The sequence below is a fragment of the Acinetobacter towneri genome (assembly GCF_017498585.1).
Taxonomy (GTDB): Bacteria; Pseudomonadota; Gammaproteobacteria; order Pseudomonadales; family Moraxellaceae; genus Acinetobacter; species Acinetobacter towneri.
The window spans coordinates 1,475,771-1,492,001 of record NZ_CP071766.1 but is presented as its reverse complement, the minus strand read 5'-3'; the positions used below and the strand labels follow the sequence as shown (position 1 = coordinate 1,492,001).

At 40.7% G+C, this 16,231-nt stretch carries 19 protein-coding genes; 10 read left to right on the top strand and 9 right to left on the bottom strand.

Going from position 1 to position 16,231, the window contains the following annotated elements; translation table 11 throughout:
- Window positions 1–56: 56 nt before the first annotated feature.
- Window positions 57–398 carry a Grx4 family monothiol glutaredoxin gene (gene grxD / locus J4G44_RS07165; RefSeq protein WP_207973545.1) on the bottom strand — a complete coding sequence of 114 codons (342 nt, stop codon included), beginning with the start codon at window positions 396–398 and terminating at the stop codon, window positions 57–59.
- 161 nt (window positions 399–559) lie between these two features.
- Between grxD and J4G44_RS07160 the strand changes: the two genes are divergently transcribed.
- Complete coding sequence (locus J4G44_RS07160) at window positions 560–1,771, top strand: aspartate aminotransferase family protein (RefSeq protein WP_207973544.1); 1,212 nt, start codon at window positions 560–562, stop codon at window positions 1,769–1,771.
- Window positions 1,772–1,853: 82 nt separating this feature from the next.
- On the opposite strand, the gene J4G44_RS07155 is transcribed toward J4G44_RS07160, so the two are convergent.
- The 3 genes from J4G44_RS07155 to surE form a co-directional block, all read right to left on the bottom strand.
- Window positions 1,854–2,783: a LysR family transcriptional regulator gene (locus tag J4G44_RS07155; RefSeq protein ID WP_131261144.1), complete on the bottom strand. Its 930-nt coding sequence runs from the start codon at window positions 2,781–2,783 to the stop codon at window positions 1,854–1,856.
- A 95-nt stretch (window positions 2,784–2,878) separates the two neighbouring features.
- A complete protein-coding gene (locus J4G44_RS07150; RefSeq protein ID WP_096901076.1) occupies window positions 2,879–3,706 on the bottom strand; it encodes a peptidoglycan DD-metalloendopeptidase family protein in 828 nt (275 codons plus the stop codon).
- Window positions 3,707–3,812: 106 nt separating this feature from the next.
- Window positions 3,813–4,589, bottom strand: a complete 777-nt coding sequence (gene surE, locus J4G44_RS07145; RefSeq protein WP_096901077.1) for a 5'/3'-nucleotidase SurE — start codon at window positions 4,587–4,589, stop codon at window positions 3,813–3,815.
- 211 nt (window positions 4,590–4,800) lie between these two features.
- Between surE and J4G44_RS07140 the strand changes: the two genes are divergently transcribed.
- From J4G44_RS07140 to J4G44_RS07125, 4 genes are all read left to right on the top strand, one after another.
- Window positions 4,801–5,172, top strand: a complete 372-nt coding sequence (locus tag J4G44_RS07140; RefSeq protein ID WP_026438310.1) for an MCR_0457 family protein — start codon at window positions 4,801–4,803, stop codon at window positions 5,170–5,172.
- 317 nt (window positions 5,173–5,489) lie between these two features.
- Window positions 5,490–5,882: an MCR_0457 family protein gene (locus tag J4G44_RS07135; RefSeq protein WP_207973543.1), complete on the top strand. Its 393-nt coding sequence runs from the start codon at window positions 5,490–5,492 to the stop codon at window positions 5,880–5,882.
- Window positions 5,883–5,999: 117 nt separating this feature from the next.
- Window positions 6,000–7,148, top strand: coding sequence for a D-alanyl-D-alanine carboxypeptidase PBP5/6 (gene dacC, locus J4G44_RS07130; RefSeq protein WP_004971646.1), 1,149 nt, complete (start codon window positions 6,000–6,002; stop codon window positions 7,146–7,148).
- Window positions 7,149–7,254: 106 nt separating this feature from the next.
- Window positions 7,255–7,785 (top strand): gamma carbonic anhydrase family protein, encoded by a 531-nt coding sequence (locus tag J4G44_RS07125; RefSeq protein WP_004971648.1) that lies wholly within the window; start codon window positions 7,255–7,257, stop codon window positions 7,783–7,785.
- A 42-nt stretch (window positions 7,786–7,827) separates the two neighbouring features.
- On the opposite strand, the gene J4G44_RS07120 is transcribed toward J4G44_RS07125, so the two are convergent.
- Complete coding sequence (locus tag J4G44_RS07120; RefSeq protein WP_104851773.1) at window positions 7,828–8,034, bottom strand: helix-turn-helix domain-containing transcriptional regulator; 207 nt, start codon at window positions 8,032–8,034, stop codon at window positions 7,828–7,830.
- A 133-nt stretch (window positions 8,035–8,167) separates the two neighbouring features.
- On the opposite strand from J4G44_RS07120, the gene J4G44_RS07115 reads away from it, so the two are divergent.
- The 5 genes from J4G44_RS07115 (at window position 8,168) to J4G44_RS07095 (ending at window position 12,691) form a co-directional block, all read left to right on the top strand.
- Window positions 8,168–8,653 carry an NUDIX hydrolase gene (locus tag J4G44_RS07115; RefSeq protein ID WP_096901080.1) on the top strand — a complete coding sequence of 162 codons (486 nt, stop codon included), beginning with the start codon at window positions 8,168–8,170 and terminating at the stop codon, window positions 8,651–8,653.
- 4 nt (window positions 8,654–8,657) lie between these two features.
- A complete protein-coding gene (gene mnmA / locus J4G44_RS07110) occupies window positions 8,658–9,791 on the top strand; it encodes a tRNA 2-thiouridine(34) synthase MnmA (protein WP_096901081.1) in 1,134 nt (377 codons plus the stop codon).
- Between the two features lie 12 nt (window positions 9,792–9,803).
- Complete coding sequence (gene hflD / locus J4G44_RS07105) at window positions 9,804–10,535, top strand: high frequency lysogenization protein HflD (RefSeq protein WP_004971659.1); 732 nt, start codon at window positions 9,804–9,806, stop codon at window positions 10,533–10,535.
- Window positions 10,536–10,590: 55 nt separating this feature from the next.
- A complete protein-coding gene (gene purB / locus J4G44_RS07100; protein ID WP_019837658.1) occupies window positions 10,591–11,979 on the top strand; it encodes an adenylosuccinate lyase in 1,389 nt (462 codons plus the stop codon).
- A gap of 91 nt (window positions 11,980–12,070) precedes the next feature.
- Window positions 12,071–12,691 (top strand): DUF2238 domain-containing protein, encoded by a 621-nt coding sequence (locus J4G44_RS07095; RefSeq protein ID WP_004971662.1) that lies wholly within the window; start codon window positions 12,071–12,073, stop codon window positions 12,689–12,691.
- 30 nt (window positions 12,692–12,721) lie between these two features.
- Here the strand turns inward: J4G44_RS07095 and J4G44_RS07090 are convergent, their stop codons facing one another.
- From J4G44_RS07090 to pstB, 4 genes are all read right to left on the bottom strand, one after another.
- A complete protein-coding gene (locus J4G44_RS07090) occupies window positions 12,722–13,348 on the bottom strand; it encodes a cytochrome b/b6 domain-containing protein (RefSeq protein ID WP_004971665.1) in 627 nt (208 codons plus the stop codon).
- A 172-nt stretch (window positions 13,349–13,520) separates the two neighbouring features.
- A complete protein-coding gene (sohB, locus tag J4G44_RS07085; protein ID WP_004971667.1) occupies window positions 13,521–14,483 on the bottom strand; it encodes a protease SohB in 963 nt (320 codons plus the stop codon).
- Window positions 14,484–14,556: 73 nt separating this feature from the next.
- Entirely contained in the window at window positions 14,557–15,201 is a 645-nt protein-coding gene (locus tag J4G44_RS07080) for a hypothetical protein (protein WP_180051599.1), read from the bottom strand.
- A 95-nt stretch (window positions 15,202–15,296) separates the two neighbouring features.
- Window positions 15,297–16,223, bottom strand: a complete 927-nt coding sequence (gene pstB, locus J4G44_RS07075; protein WP_004971671.1) for a phosphate ABC transporter ATP-binding protein PstB — start codon at window positions 16,221–16,223, stop codon at window positions 15,297–15,299.
- Window positions 16,224–16,231: the final 8 nt, after the last annotated feature.

Below are 16,231 nucleotides of genomic sequence, written 5' to 3'. Positions count from 1 at the left end.
TTATATCAACTTTTTGTATGGATGACTTTGGTCTAGTGTGACCCAAGTCCAATACGTTAAGCTTCAGGTGCTGGGCTGTATTGCTCAACTAAAGGCTTTAACTCACCTTTCTGGAACATATCCAACATAATATCGCTACCACCAATCAACTCACTGTTAATCCACAATTGTGGGAAAGTTGGCCAGTTGGCAATTTTTGGCAAAGTGGTACGAATATCCTGATTTTCTAAAATATTCACATAAGCAAAAGGACGACCAATTTGACTGAGTGCTTCTACTGCGCGCGCAGAAAAACCGCATTGTGGAAATTGTGGTGTGCCTTTCATGTAAAGAAGAACAGCATGTTTAGCAATTTGTTCACGAATTAACGCTTCGGTATCGCGTACTTGTTCAGTCATTGGTAAATCCTCAACTCATCTGTGTGGCATTATACCCAAAACCGAGCAAAACAGTACGTCTAAAGCAATAAATCCAATTTTATTTACAATTAGGCTTTTCATCTGCAGTAGATTTTGCTTATATAAGTTTTTCCCTCCAACCTAACAGATAAGAGTTAGTCATGAATAACATTACCCTTGCTCCTGTGCAAACTGATCAACCATCACATTTGATGCCTGTATTTGGCCGTCAGCCGATCAGCTTTGTCCGCGGTCGAGGTTCTTATCTTTATACTGAAGATGGCACAGAATATTTAGATGCACTTACAGGCATTGCCGTATGTGGTTTAGGTCACGCACACCCTGCAATTACCGAAGCCATTGCAGATCAGGCGGCTACCTTAATTCACACCAGTAACTTGTTTGAAGTGCCGTGGCAGACTGCTGCTGCACAAAAATTGGCGCAAGTTGCTGGCATGGAAGAAGTGTTTTTTTCAAACAGTGGCGCAGAGTCTAACGAAGGTGCAATTAAAATTGCACGTAAATTCGGTCATATGCAAGGCGTAGCCAATCCTAAAATTATTGTTGCAGATCACTCTTTCCACGGTCGTACTTTGGCTACCCTGTCTGCAACTGGCAATAAAAAAGTTCAGGAAGGTTTTGCACCTTTGGTTGAAGGCTTTATTCGTGTGCCTTTTGGTGATGTCGAAGCCATTGAAGAAGCTGCGATTCAGTATCCTGATATTGTAGCTATTTTAGTCGAGCCGATTCAGGGTGAAGGCGGTGTGAATACTGCACCACAAGGCTTTAGCTACCTAGAAGACATCCGCCGTATTTGTAATCAACACAACTGGCTGATGATGCTGGATGAAGTACAAACAGGAAATGGTCGTACAGGTAAATTCTTTGCTTATCAGCACACCAATATTGTGCCTGATGTATTGACTACAGCGAAAGGTTTGGGCAATGGCTTCCCAATTGGTGCAGTCATGACTCAAGGTCGTGGTGTGGGCGTTCTTACTGCTGGTAATCATGGCTCAACCTACAGTGGTACTGCGTTAGGTTCACGCGTGGTTTACACTGTTATTGACACCATCCAGAAAGAAAACTTGGTAGAAAATGCAGCAAAAATGGGTGGCTACATTGTGGAACAATTGCGTCAACAACTCGCAGACCAAAATGTAAGCGTGCGTGGTTTTGGCTTGATGATTGGTATTGAATTACCAAAACCATGTGCAGAGTTGGTCGATCTTGCCCGCGATGAATACAAAATGATTATTAACGTAACTGCAGGTTCTGTAGTGCGTTTATTGCCAACATTAAATATTACTCAAGCCCAGGCAGATCAATTGATTGAACGCCTTGTAGCAATGATTAAAAAATTCTTGGCTTAAATAAATCCCTAACAAAAAGCCGCAGTTTGAACTGCGGCTTTTTGCTAACTAAATGGTCGATCAGTATATTATCAACATTCAATTAAGATGCTTCTTGAAACACTCGCCCACCCGGCAATTGAGAAAAATATTGTTTTAAGGCTTCCAAACAACGATGTACTTTCATCGGTTGTTGCTCATGTTTGGAAATGATTGCATACAAGGTAAATGCGGGTAATTTCCACTCAGGCAAAATTTCAACCAAACTGCCATTAAGCAAATCTTTTTGAATATCCAAATGCAAAATTCGCGCAAGCCCATGCCCTTGCATACACAAAGATTTAGACACCAACACATTATTGGTCGATAGACGCGAGCCCAACTCTACATCCACATTTTCAGCAGTGCTGATATGCTTAAAATTGAGTTGCTGAAAATTCTTCATAATGGTTAATGGAATTAACTCGTGATGTTTTAAATCTTCAGGACGTGAAATGGGCGCGGTTTGATTTAAATAACTAGGTGATGCGACTAAAACTTGGTCAATAAGTGCAATAGGAATCACATGCTGGTTTTGATCTTCAATTATTGGACTCATACGCAGCGCAATATCAATACGACCATCAATCAGGTCAATGTATTGATTGTCGGTTTCTAGATGTACAGACAAGCCACGATGGGCAGACAGCCAATGAGAAAGTGCGGGAATCACATGGTTCGCGGCTAATTCTGGAGTGGTGGCAATTCTTAAATCACCGACCAAATCATCTCTTAACTCATTAATGCGTATTTTACCACGCTCAGCAGCGGCGAGCATTTCTTGACAACTGTGGAAAAAAGCTTGTCCTGCTTCAGTCAAACTCAGTTTTCTAGTAGAACGATGCAGAAGCGTGACTTCCATATCTTGTTCTAGTGAACGGATTTGCTGACTGACGGCGCTGGTGGTGATCCCTAAATCACGTGCTGCACCGCTAAACGAGCTTTTTTCAACAACACAAGCAAATACACCCATTGCTCGAAGTTGATCTAACATAAATTCCCTCTGAAATTATAATCGTTGCCCTCATCTATCGATAAAAGCAACTTATTGTATTATACGGTGAAATTTATGCTTTGTATTCGTGATATTTAATTTATTGGTAAAACATTAGTTGGATTGATTGGCTTGCCATCTAGACGTACCTGAAACTCCAACATGGTACGTGTTGCACCAGAAGAACCCATTTCAGCAATCTTTTGACCCGCTGTGACATTTTGACCACTGCTCACATTCATCTTACTGTTATGTGCATAGGCGGTGATATAACCATCAATGTGCTTGATTAAAATCAAGTTCCCATATTCTTTTAATCCATCTGCAGCATAAACCACCTGCCCATCTGCTGCGGCATAAATTGGATCGCCCACATTGCCACCGTAACGAATTCCTTTGATATTACTTGCCAAATTAAACTGTGCAATCACAGCACCTTGTGATGGTTTCACCCAGCGCAATGTGCTGCTACGCACAGGTGTACTTGGTGTGGTTGAGCTAGTGGTCGTGGTTGTAGTCGATGTTACCGGTGCAGGTGTCACAGGTGTCGTTGGTAATGTGACTGTTTGACGTTGAATTGGTGCAGCCTGTGTTACAGGGCGAGTGCTTGTTGTACGTGGTGCATTGCCCGCTTTCAAACGAATCGACTGCCCGACATAAATACGATACGGCGGTGCAATATCATTCATTTCTGCAATGCTGAGATAGCTCAAACCATAACGTGCAGCGATACCACTTAAAGTATCACCCGAACGCACAGTATAAAAATTCGGCGCTGTTGCATAACGCGCAGAATTATTCACTTGAGGTTTAGAGGCACAACCACTCAACACGACGGTAGCCACAACAGCACTTGATAACACTAAGGTTTTCAACAATGCTGTTGGTGTGCTAAATAAACGATACTGAAACACCACAGGCATTCTTTCCTCTCTACAAATTCTAAATATTTTCTATTGCGCTAAGAGTAGCAAAAAAGTCCTTGTAATGAGGCTTACAAGCTACTTTTTCACAAAGTTATAACATTAGTTAGCCAATTTGGGAAAATTGACTGTGCAATGATTGCAAAACGTCATAATTGGTGGCATCCATCTGAATTGGTGTCACGCTGACATAGCCATTTGCTACCGCAAAAAAATCAGACTCAATTTCAGTTAAGCCTTTTTTCGGTGCAGCCACTGCCTCGCCCGACAAACCAATCCAATACACTTGACGCCCTCGTGGATCGACCTGACTAGTAATTGGCTTAGATTGGGTACGCTGTCCTTGATAGGTAATTTTTGTGCCCTGCAACACTGGCACATCTGGAATATTCACATTAAAAATATGTCGTGCAGGTAAACTTGGTAAACCTTGAGCAATAAAGTCATGTACCCACTGCGCTGCCTGCATATAATCTTGCGGATGCTGATAAGCACGTACATTATGCCCTGCAAGTGATACCGCAATCGCAGGCTGTTTCATCAAACGTCCTTCAAATGCCGCACCGACTGTGCCTGAGTACAGTACATCATCCCCTAGATTTGCACCGCTGTTAATGCCGCTGACCACCAAATCAAATTCGAAATCGAACAATCCATTCATCGACAAATAGACACAGTCTGCAGGTGTACCATTCACTGCCCAGACATCTTCAGCAATTTGCACAGGACGTAATGGTCGGTCTAAAGTCAGCGCACTCGAAAAACCACTGCGTTCACTTTCGGGTGCAACAATCACCACGCGACCCAAAGGTTTTAAGGCTTTCGCCAAAGCTTGGATACCAGGTGCAAACACGCCATCATCATTGGCTATCAAAATATTCACAGAAAAATCTCAGATAAAACAAATATAAAGGTTATATACTAAAATATAGCAACGTCGGTTCAATCTTAAACTTGTTTGTGCCTGATTCATGCCTAAGCACATTTAATAAGCACACGACAACAAAATGACTGATCAGCACATTTCATTGAAATATACAAAAGATTATATATATTTAGCGCTTAACATCCATCCAAAAATATATGTGATTCTCATGATTTTAGCTTTGTCATTTCGTCGTTTATTGGGTCTAGGTTTTGCTGCTGTATTAACGCAGTCTGTAATTGCAGAAGATTTGACTGCAGCAGAAGCCAATACGATTGTGAAAGAAGATGTTGCAGCGGCACAAGTCATGACTGAAATGTGCCCTGCACTGATTGGAAAAAATGCAAAATTAGATGCCAATATTCAAGCACTGATTCAAACTTATCTACAAGATTATTCAGAATCGAACATGACGCTTGCCAAACTACAAGCCGACGCAGAATATCAATCCGTTTTAGCTGAAGCGCGTGAAGCAGCAAAAGATACAGCCAAAGAAGAGCAAAAAGTAGTGTGTCAGGAAGCTTTAGAATTAGCACTTTAAATCACATGATTTAAATACTATTTTGAGCCTGTAAATAATTTTGCATACTCACCCTTTAAGGCAAACTTTCAAAGTTTGCCTTAAATTTTATGCTTAGTTTTTATATCTGGTATTTTTCCACTATTATTTTACGCTTTATATCAAGCCACTGATTTTCAAATTTCAGACTTTAATCTTCACTTTTTATACATGATTTGCGCTCAGATCACACAGCTTTAATACATTTTCACTCTTTCAATTCGCAAATAAATGATTCATCTTATAAGCACTTAAATGAATCGGTAGATTCAGTTCAAACAATATTTAAGGTACTTGATATGCAATTTTCTGGCTTAAAAAATTCACGTGCAGTTCATTTTTTTGGCGCAGTTGCGCTCAGTTTGGGTTTAAGTCAAGCCGCAATTGCGCAAGAAGAAAATATTGAAGTGACGCCATTACAACAAGTGACTCAGCAAGAATTAGCCGCTATTTATGTGTTATCTGAAGTTTGCCCTTCACTAGTCAAAGAACAAGATCAATTTCATCAGGGTTATACAAAACTTGCCCAAGAATATATGCTTAAAGAAAAAGACGCTGTTACTGCCTTAAGTAAACTCAGCAAACAAAAAAGCTTCCAGCCAATTTTAAAAGAAGCCCGTGCCGATGCCAAAGCTGCTGGAACAGCCAAAAACCAAGCAATTTGCCAAGAATTGACAGCATATAGCAGATAATACAATTTGGTTACAATACTTTTATCAATAAGCCGATTTCTCCCATAGAAGTCGGCTGAGCTTTGCCCTAAAATGCTAGCTCTTTTGTGCATACCTCAAGTATTGGAACCTCTTAGAATGACCCCAAAAAGCGCCCTTGCTGCATTATTACTATTACCAAGCTTTTCTTATGCAGCAACTGTCTTAGCTACACCACCAGAACTCAATAACAAATCATACGTTTTGATGGATTATGAGACGGGACAAATTTTAGCTTCAAAAAATGAAAACGAAAAACTCGCCCCTGCCTCAATGACCAAAATGATGACTAGTTTCATCATTGAACAAAAGTTATTAAAAGGCGAACTCACGGAAGATGAACAAGTCCGCATGAATGAGTCTGCATGGTGTCGTGGCAGCAGCACAGAATCATGTATGTATGTTCCTTTAAATGGCACAGCAACCGTACTTGAAATGCTACGCGGAATTATCGTGCAATCGGGCAACGATGCATCTAAAGCCATGGCAGAGCACATTGCAGGTAATGAAGGCACATTCGTTCACATGATGAATGAAGAAGCCAAACGTATTGGCATGAGCAATACCCAGTTTATGAACTCTACGGGTATGCCTGCTGAAGGTCACTTTTCTACCGCAAAAGATATGGCGACTTTAGCGCAGCACATCATCCATGACAGCTCAAAATACTACCCAATTTATTCTGAAAAAGAGTTTTCTTTTAATGGAATTAAACAAGGCAACCGTAATGCCCTGTTATATACCGACCCAAGCGTGGATGGTTTAAAAACAGGTCATACCAACGAAGCGGGTTACTGCTTAACCACTTCATCTAAACGTGGCCCAATGCGTTTAATTTCGGTGATTTTTGGTGCGCCAACCATGCAAGCTCGTGCAACTCAAACTCGTGAATTGTTAGCTTGGGGTTATGCAAACTACGAAACTGTACGTGTACAGCCTGCCAACCAAGTCTTAGCTAAAGCAAAAGTATGGTACGGTAAAAGCAAAGAAGCACAAATTGGTTTGCCAGAAAACTTTAACGTGACCATGCCAAAAGGCAAAGCCAACCAAATTAAAACTCAATTGGTGGTTCAACCTAAATTGACTGCTCCTTTGAAAAAAGGTCAAGTGATTGGTAAATATGTCGCAACCTTAGATGGTAAAGTGATTGCTGAAAAACCATTGGTGGCGTTGCAGGAAGTGGAAGAAGCGGGTTTCTTTGCACGTATGCTAGACCATATCAAACAATTCTTTAGCAACTTATTCTAAGATTCATAAGCTTAGACTAAAGCGCAAAGCACACATGCCCGCATGTGTGCTTTTTTATTTTATACTGTCCTCAATCCTAAATTTATAAGCTAAAGATTTGTCCATTATGAAAAAAAATGTGCGTGCTTATTTAGAGCAAACCCCAAAAATTGACGCAAGCTGTTATGTAGATGAATTGTCGGTGGTGATTGGTGATGTGCATTTGGCCGCAAATGTATCGGTTTGGCCATTTGCCGTGATTCGTGGTGATGTTAACCATATTCGGATTGGTCAAAATTCCAATGTGCAAGATCATGCCATGCTGCATGTTAGCCATAAAAAAGCCGACAAACCTGAAGGTTCACCGCTGATTATTGGCGAAGATGTCACAGTTGGACATGGTGTGACCTTACACGGCTGCACCATTGGCAATCGGGTGTTATTGGGCATCAACACAATTGTTTTGGATGATGTCATTATTGAAGATGATGTAATGATTGGCGCAGGGTCTTTAGTGCCACCGCGTAAGCGTTTGGAAAGTGGCTATTTGTACGTGGGTAGCCCTGTGCAAAAAGTTCGTCCTTTAACCGACAAGGAAAAAGAGTTTTTGCCTTATTCTGCACGACACTATGTAAAAGTGGCGGGGAATTATCAATAATCCCCCCCTCAAAGTTCTTTTTGATTGTTGTAATTTGAGGGATTACACGTTCTGCACCGTTAATTTTAAACTCAGTGTATGAATGACATGATTAATCTTATCAAATCGAGAGGCTGAATCTTGACTTAGAGTTTTATACAAAGCTTTACGGTCAATATCTGCCTCTTTTTCTATTTGTGCAATAGCTTTGACTTTGGCAACAACACCTAGCGCAAATGAGATCACATCCAGCATCACCAAATGAATCAAAGAACAAAGTACCCCTCACATCTTCCCACAACTACACAAACCTACATTTACAGTTTTAAAGAAATCCCCTTTCAACATAGCCACATCCCCCTAAATTTTGTAGAATATGCGTTTTACCCCATGGTGCTTTTCAATGACCGCTTGGACTGCTCACGTTACTGTCGCCACCGTTATCGAAAAAAACGGAAAATTCCTGTTTGTTGAAGAACATACAGAAGGTGTGACGCATAGCGTGTTTAATCAGCCTGCAGGGCATGTTGAAGCTGGCGAAAGCTTAATTGAAGCAGCAATACGTGAAACCATGGAAGAAACTGGGCATCGGGTGAAAATTAATGCCTTACTCGGTATTTATAGCTATACTCCGCCTATGTTTCCTGACCGCACCTATTATCGCTTCTGCTTTCTAGCCGAATCGCTGCAACATGATGCGCAAGCCCAGCTCGATCCCGATATTATTGGTACAGTATGGATGTCTGCAGACGAACTGGCTGAATCAGCACGTGCCCGAAGTCCGTTGGTACTGAAAGCGGTTCAAGATGCGCTCAGTGGTCAATCTTATCCTTTATCGCTCATTTACGAGCACCAAAATTCTCCCCTTATTTCTAGTTTGGATGCCTAATCCTATGCAACAACGTGTCATCGTCGGTATGTCAGGTGGTGTAGATTCATCTGTTTCTGCTGCACTTCTACTTCAACAAGGTTATCAAGTTGAAGGGCTTTTCATGAAAAACTGGGAAGAAGATGACGGCACTGAATATTGCACCGCGATGGAAGATCTTGCCGATGCGCAAGCGGTGTGCGACAAGCTAGGCATTAAGTTGCATACAGCCAACTTTGCGATGGAATATTGGGATCGGGTTTTTGAGCATTTTCTTGCCGAATATGCCGCAGGACGCACGCCAAACCCAGATATTTTATGCAATAAAGAAATTAAGTTCCGTGCCTTTTTAGATCACGCCATGAATTTAGGTGCAGATTTTATCGCCACAGGTCACTACGCTCGTCGTGGTGGAACGCAGTACAACTCCAAAGGTGAAGCATACGCTCCACTGTTACGTGGTTTAGATAAAAATAAAGATCAAACCTATTTCTTACATGCAGTGCATGGTCGTGAAATCAATAAAACCTTGTTCCCTGTGGGCGAAATTGAAAAGCCGCAAGTCCGAAAAATTGCCGAAGAACTAGATTTAGTCACTGCCAAGAAAAAAGACTCGACAGGGATTTGCTTTATTGGTGAACGTCGCTTTAATGATTTCTTAAAACAATATTTGCCTGCTCAAGCTGGAAAAATTGTTTTAGACGATGGCAAAGAGGTTGGTGAACATCACGGCTTAATGTACTATACGCTCGGTCAGCGTGGCGGGATTGGTATTGGCGGCTTAAAAGGTGTTGCTGAAGGTGCATGGTTTGTCCTGCATAAAGATATTGAAAACAATCGTTTAGTGATTGGTCAAGGTCATGAACATCCACTCATGCAAAGCACTATTTTATGGAGCGAAGCAATTGATTGGGTGGCAGGTGAACAAGAAATTCCTGCGTCAGGCTTCCGTTGTACTTGTCGCACTCGCTATCGCCAAGATGATCAGGACTGTGTAATTTTCAATGATGACAGCATGCCTGGCGGTGTACGTGTGGAATTTGATGAACCACAACGTGCAGTCACTCCTGGTCAAAGTGTCGTATTCTATTCAGGCGAAATGTGTTTAGGCGGTGGTGTGATTCACCATACCAATGCACCTAAACCCGATTTTATTTAAGGATTGTTTTGGATGACAGAGTTACCGTTTCAACAGTCACCAACTCTGAATGTTCGCCAAAATCGTGCCTTGGCGTTAGCGGGTGTGTTTCAAGCCACCCAGCTCACGCACATGACTGCACTCACAGGCAGACAAAGTATTGGTGAAAGCGGTAACTTTTATTTTGAGCAATTAATTAAAGCCAGTTTAAATATCCGTCCGAGTAGCAATCACAGTTCGCAAACTTTGGATTTTTTTAATCATTTGGCCGATATTTCTTTGGGTTTAAAAACGCTAGAAAGCAGCATCAACCAACCTTTTAATACTGCTCCTAAATCGCGTTTACCTAAACTATCCAATACCAAACTACCCATGTCGTATGCGATGGCACTCTTACAATTAGAAAAGAAAGTGTATAGCAATCCTAAATACGTCGAAATTATTGAGCAGTCACAGCAAAAAATCTTAAAACAACTTTCATTTTTTGATCATAACTATTTGCATCCCAGTATTATTGCCAATTTAGCCCAAACCTATGTCGATACTGCGGGACAAATTAACCCGCGCATTATGGTACGTGGCAATGCAGAAGCATTTAAGGATTCTGCACATACCAACCGAATTCGAGCTTCGCTTTTTACAGGCTTACAAATGGCACACCTTTGGCGTCAACTTGGTGGCAGTTCATGGGGCATGGTATTTAGCAAACGTAAATTATTACGTGATATTCAAGATCTGGCGCGTTTACAGTATCAGGTGGTTTAAACTATGCTGAACACGCTTTTGTTTTAGGTTTAATTCCAAAGTTTAAGGAATCGATATGAACGCTTTAACCGCACTTTCTCCATTAGATGGGCGCTATGCAAGCAAATGTGATGCTCTCCGCCCTTTCCTCTCTGAGTTTGGTTTAATCCATGCTCGTGTGACTGTTGAAGTGCGTTGGTTACAAGCGCTTGCCAATCGTCCTGAAATTACCGAAGTACCTGCTTTCAGTGCTGCAACGAATGCTGCATTAGATGCAATTGTTGCAGATTTCTCTGAAGATGATGCCAACCGCATTAAAGAAATTGAACGCACCACCAACCATGACGTAAAAGCAGTTGAATATTTCTTAAAAGAAAAAATTGCCAACATTGATGAGTTAAAAAATGCAGGTGAGTTCATTCACTTTGCTTGTACTTCAGAAGACATCAACAACTTGTCACATGCTTTAATGCTTAAAAATGGTCGTGAAGTATTGGTTGCAGCGATGCAGCAAATCATTGATTCGATTGTTGCATTGGCAGAAAAACACGCAGATCAACCAATGTTGTCACGTACTCACGGTCAAACTGCAAGCCCAACAACTTTGGGTAAAGAAATGGCAAACGTGGCATATCGTCTTGCACGTCAAATCAAACAGTTCAAGCAAGTTGAGCTTTTGGGCAAAATCAATGGTGCAGTAGGTAACTACAACGCTCACCTTTCTGCATACCCAGAAATCAACTGGCCTGCACATTCTCAAGCATTTGTAGAATCTTTAGGTTTAAGCTTTAACCCATACACGACTCAAATTGAGCCACACGACTATATGGCAGAATTGTTTGATGCGCTACGTCGTTTCAACACCATTCTAATCGACTTCAACCGTGACGTTTGGGGCTACATCTCACTTGGTTTCTTCAAGCAAAAGCTTAAAGAGGGTGAAGTTGGTTCTTCAACCATGCCACACAAAGTAAACCCAATTGACTTTGAAAACTCTGAAGGTAACTTGGGTATTGCCAATGCAGTCTTGGCTCACTTGGGCGAAAAATTACCAATTTCCCGCTGGCAACGTGACTTAACTGACTCGACTGTATTACGTAATATGGGTGTTGGTTTTGCACAAAGCTTGATCGCATTTGAAGCTTGCTCTAAAGGTATTGGCAAACTTGAATTGAACGCACAACGTATTCTTGAAGATTTAGACAATGCTCAAGAAGTATTGGCTGAGCCAATTCAAACTGTGATGCGTCGTTATAACATCGAAAAACCATACGAAAAATTAAAAGCTCTTACACGTGGTCAAGCTATGACACGTGACATGATGGTAGATTTCGTGAATGGTAATGAGTTGGAAGGCGTTCCTGCAGCAGATCGCGCACGTTTAGCGACAATGACGCCTGCAACTTACACAGGTAATGCAGCTGAACAAGCAAAACAAATTCAAGATTTAATTGCTAAAATCTAATTTGTAAAAGCATTCATCACAATACAAAAATGCGAAGCTTCGGCTTCGCATTTTTATTAGAATAAAACAAATCTTCCAACTTAAACATCACATGCAAAATCAATTCCGCATTCAACATTACTGTGCTTTAGGCTTGGTTATACTCGCCATGCTTGCTGCCAGTATTCAACCACTGGAATTTGAATCGTATCTACTGCATCAGGCAGGCACAGTTTTTATGCTCGCGGCTTTATTGATTGCGTTTAAAAAAGTAGGACTGAGTTTTTCTAGCTTTGTGCTGTATTTAATATTTTTACTGATTCATATTGTCGGAGCACATTATCTGTATTCTTATGTGCCCTATAATGATTGGATTTTGCACAGCTTTGGCTTCAATTTAGATCAGAGCATGGGTTGGTCACGCAATATGTATGACCGTTTTGTGCATTTGGCTTATGGTATTTTGCTCTATCCTGTTTTATTGCGCTTGTTTGAAGTCTGGTTTCCAAAAAACAAACCTATCGTTTTATATCTTTTGGTCATTCAATTTATCATGGCAAGCAGTTTAATTTATGAATGGGTGGAATGGCTCATTGCGCTTGGCTTATCGCCAGAAGATGCTGAAAATTATAATGGTCAGCAAGGTGATATTTGGGATGCACACATGGATATGCTTTTAGCAACGATAGGAGCAATGCTGATGGGATGCTTCTACTTGATCAAGAAACCCTAACAGGATGCCTCTTTCGTACTAAATCCAAATTTATTGCCAATACCACCACCAGAAGCCAGCTAAACTTGCGACTGAAATCATCCAGATCAACACCGTTAATACTGCAGGTTTACCCGACCCCCAAAACATGGTTTTGGCAAGCCATTTTTTAAACAATACGCTGCTTAAAGTTAGGCTCGCTAAATGCACCAATACTGCAGCCAAGAATAAATTTGCTGCAAATTCATGTAGCTCTTTTAAAGTATGACTTTGGGTATAATCGGTGAAAAATCCAACCAACACAGTTAAAGGCAATGCCAACCAAATCAACAAAATACTGAATTGAAACGCACTGGAACTGCCTGACTTTAAAAACGGTAATGAAAAAAACTGCTGTGGCTGTTTCCAATCGCGTTTTACAAATTGTTGAATCATGCCTAAACGTTTAGAAATTCCTGTCGGCTGTGTGCTGTTCAACATACTCAACACCTGCCATACGATTCGTAAAGCTAAACTAATCCCCAACGTATAGCCAAAAGCCATATGTAACTGATGCCATTCTTCCGCATCACCTGTTAAGTAAGCCCCTGTAAAACTTAGCAGCATCACCACATGCAAAAAGCGAATCATTAAATCTGTAGATGTTGATTGCTTCGCGGGCACACTATTTGTTTGCATATTCAATCTATCAAGGTGGTTTTGTTCTTATCACAAAGATATAACATCAAGCTGAATTGAAAATTAAGATGCTTAAATCAAAGACCCTATATTTTTGAATAAAAGTGAATAAAAAAATTGCGCTCAATTGAGCGCAATTTTTAGATAAATTTTAGAAGTTAGATCATCACTATTACAGTTTAGGATCACGGATTTGCAACAAACTGCTGTTGGCTTTGCTTAGGCTATCAACCAGTTTATTCATCACTGCAGGAATCAAACTGTCTGCCATTTGTGCAGCTTGCAAACCCAGTTTTTCACCCAAAGTTGGCTTTTTACGGGTTTGAATCACATAAATATCATGCTGTGGCAACAAACTTAGTAAGTATTCATCTGAGGTTTGTAACTTATCTACCAAGTTTAAATCCAGTGCATCCTGACCATACCAATGCTCACCTGTTGCCACTTTTTCAACATTCAGTTGTGGACGGTATTTTTCAACAAAGTGTTTAAATAGTACATGAGTTTGTTGCAATTCTTCTTCAAACTTAGCCTTGCCTTCTTCGGTATTTTCACCAAACATGGTCACAGTGCGTTTGTATTGACCTGCTGTGTACATCTCAAAATCTATATTTTTTTCTTTGAGCAAGCGATTAAAGTTAGGCACTTGTGCCACTACGCCAATAGAACCCAAAATCGCAAATGGCGCTGACACAATTTCTGAACCAATACATGCCATCATATAGCCACCACTTGCTGCGACTTTATCGACGCAAATCGTGAGATGGAAACCTGCATCACGCAAACGTACCAATTGTGCAGCTGCAAGCCCATAACCATGCACCATACCGCCTGGACTTTCCAAACGTACCACAACACGGTCACGTCCAGCTTTGGCCGTTGCCAAAATTAGGGTGATTTCTTCACGCAATTGCTCTACAGCAGACGCAGCAGTATCACCTTTAAAATCCAACACATAAATTTTTTGATTGTTCTTTTTACGGGCGCGCGCTTCACGTGCCATTTGTTGTGAAAGTTGTAATAGCTCGAGTTTAGATGCCGTGGTTTGCGCAATTTTTTTTCGTTGTTCATTAATTCGCGCATTCAAATGACTAATCCGAATTTCGGCAGGTAGTTTAGGTAAATGAAATAACATAAAAATGAGTTCTCAATTTAATTCGGTTTATTAGGACTACATTAGGTCAATTTCGACTTTTTCAATACTTTTTCTATCTTAAAGCAGCTTCTTTTTGAATCAATCGTAAATATCGTTTAGAAATCTGCCGAACAGCCATTAAACGTACAGCAAACCAAATTTGCCCCTGATAGCAAATCCCAATAATAAGTGCGTTGATCGGCCACCAACCAAACAGTAGAAAACTACCTCTACGCTCATGATCTGAAGGTGTAAGCATTGAATAGAAACACACTAAACCTACGCAGAAACACATTACGCAAAGAAATTCACCTACTGCACTGTGCAAGAACGGTAACTTATTTTTTTGTTGTGCTTTTACATAGCGATAAAACTTAAATTTAGTATTGGCATCGATATAGTCTCGCCAAGCCTGCCGAAAATGGGGATCACTTGCTTGCTGCTGTACCCTAAAATAAACAACAAGCACTATCACACCTGAAACTATCACAAATTGATCATACAACCAACGATGATAATTGCTCATATTGGGGCTTTGAGAAGTTGGAAACCACCCATCATGGTTAAAAAACGTTGCCAATAAAATACTCAGCAAAACCAAAAGTGCTGCTATCGTCTCTGCACTATGTTGAAATCCAAACAAGGCATCGATTATTTTTTTCGTGGCTTGGCGTGCTGGTTTTGCCTGTTGTCGTTCTTCTTGTGAAGGAAACTGCATTTTTTATTTTCGCTGCGCGTACAAAACAATCAATACTATAACAAAAAAACAGAATCCTAAGATTCTGTTTTAATAGCTTTCAGGACTTAAGCAGATTAACCAAAACGACCTGTAATATATGCTTCTGTTAATTGATGGTCTGGCTGAGTAAATACTTTTTCAGTTGCATTCACTTCAATCAAATCACCTAAATGGAAGTATGCGGTACGGTCAGATACACGCGCTGCCTGTTGCATTGAGTGCGTTACAATCGCAATCGTATATTGAGTAGAAAGTTCAGAAATTAGCTCTTCTACTTTTGCCGTTGCAATTGGGTCAAGTGCCGAACATGGTTCATCCATCAAAATTACTTCTGGACTTACCGCAATGGTACGCGCAATACAAAGACGTTGTTGCTGACCACCAGAAAGACCTGTGCCTGGTTGATTCAAACGATCTTTCACTTCATCCCACAAACCTGCTTTACGCAAGCTGTTTTCTACAATTTCTTCTAAATCGTACTTATCACGTGCTAAACCATGCAGTTTAGGGCCATAGGCTACGTTTTCAAAAATTGATTTTGGGAATGGGTTTGGTTTCTGGAACACCATGCCCACTTGTGCACGCAATAACACCACGTCTAAGTTCGGATCGTAAATATCTTGGTTATCCAACATTACTTTACCCGTCACACGACAGCTATCAATCGTGTCGTTCATACGGTTTAAAGTACGCAAGAAAGTCGATTTACCACAACCCGATGGACCAATAAATGCAATCACTTCATTTTCATAGATATTTAAATCAATACCTTTGATGGCTTCAGACTCACCATAATACACATGCACGTCATTGGTGCTTAACTTTACATTTGAAGATTTCGCTTCTTTTTTGCTTGAAGTTTGCGTATCAAATTGTGAAACAAACGAAGTCGATGATTGCTTCTGTTCTACATCGGTAGATGTAAATTGGCTTTGTTGTGGATTCACTTGCTTATCCTGTTCTAAGGAATTCTGTTTTTCTGTGCTTGCTACAGCATTCATATTCTCTG

Bases quoted from the DNA above. Each gene is read 5' to 3' on its own strand.
- grxD (WP_207973545.1), bottom strand. From the start codon at position 398: ATGACTGAACAAGTACGCGATACCGAAGCGTTAATTCGTGAACAAATT.
- J4G44_RS07160 (WP_207973544.1), top strand. From the start codon at position 560: ATGAATAACATTACCCTTGCTCCTGTGCAAACTGATCAACCATCACAT.
- J4G44_RS07155 (WP_131261144.1), bottom strand. From the start codon at position 2,783: ATGTTAGATCAACTTCGAGCAATGGGTGTATTTGCTTGTGTTGTTGAA.
- J4G44_RS07150 (WP_096901076.1), bottom strand. From the start codon at position 3,706: ATGCCTGTGGTGTTTCAGTATCGTTTATTTAGCACACCAACAGCATTG.
- J4G44_RS07140 (WP_026438310.1), top strand. From the start codon at position 4,801: ATGATTTTAGCTTTGTCATTTCGTCGTTTATTGGGTCTAGGTTTTGCT.
- J4G44_RS07135 (WP_207973543.1), top strand. From the start codon at position 5,490: ATGCAATTTTCTGGCTTAAAAAATTCACGTGCAGTTCATTTTTTTGGC.
- dacC (WP_004971646.1), top strand. From the start codon at position 6,000: ATGACCCCAAAAAGCGCCCTTGCTGCATTATTACTATTACCAAGCTTT.
- J4G44_RS07125 (WP_004971648.1), top strand. From the start codon at position 7,255: ATGAAAAAAAATGTGCGTGCTTATTTAGAGCAAACCCCAAAAATTGAC.
- J4G44_RS07115 (WP_096901080.1), top strand. From the start codon at position 8,168: ATGACCGCTTGGACTGCTCACGTTACTGTCGCCACCGTTATCGAAAAA.
- mnmA (WP_096901081.1), top strand. From the start codon at position 8,658: ATGCAACAACGTGTCATCGTCGGTATGTCAGGTGGTGTAGATTCATCT.
- hflD (WP_004971659.1), top strand. From the start codon at position 9,804: ATGACAGAGTTACCGTTTCAACAGTCACCAACTCTGAATGTTCGCCAA.
- purB (WP_019837658.1), top strand. From the start codon at position 10,591: ATGAACGCTTTAACCGCACTTTCTCCATTAGATGGGCGCTATGCAAGC.
- J4G44_RS07095 (WP_004971662.1), top strand. From the start codon at position 12,071: ATGCAAAATCAATTCCGCATTCAACATTACTGTGCTTTAGGCTTGGTT.
- J4G44_RS07090 (WP_004971665.1), bottom strand. From the start codon at position 13,348: ATGCAAACAAATAGTGTGCCCGCGAAGCAATCAACATCTACAGATTTA.
- sohB (WP_004971667.1), bottom strand. From the start codon at position 14,483: ATGTTATTTCATTTACCTAAACTACCTGCCGAAATTCGGATTAGTCAT.
- J4G44_RS07080 (WP_180051599.1), bottom strand. From the start codon at position 15,201: ATGCAGTTTCCTTCACAAGAAGAACGACAACAGGCAAAACCAGCACGC.
- pstB (WP_004971671.1), bottom strand. From the start codon at position 16,223: ATGAATGCTGTAGCAAGCACAGAAAAACAGAATTCCTTAGAACAGGAT.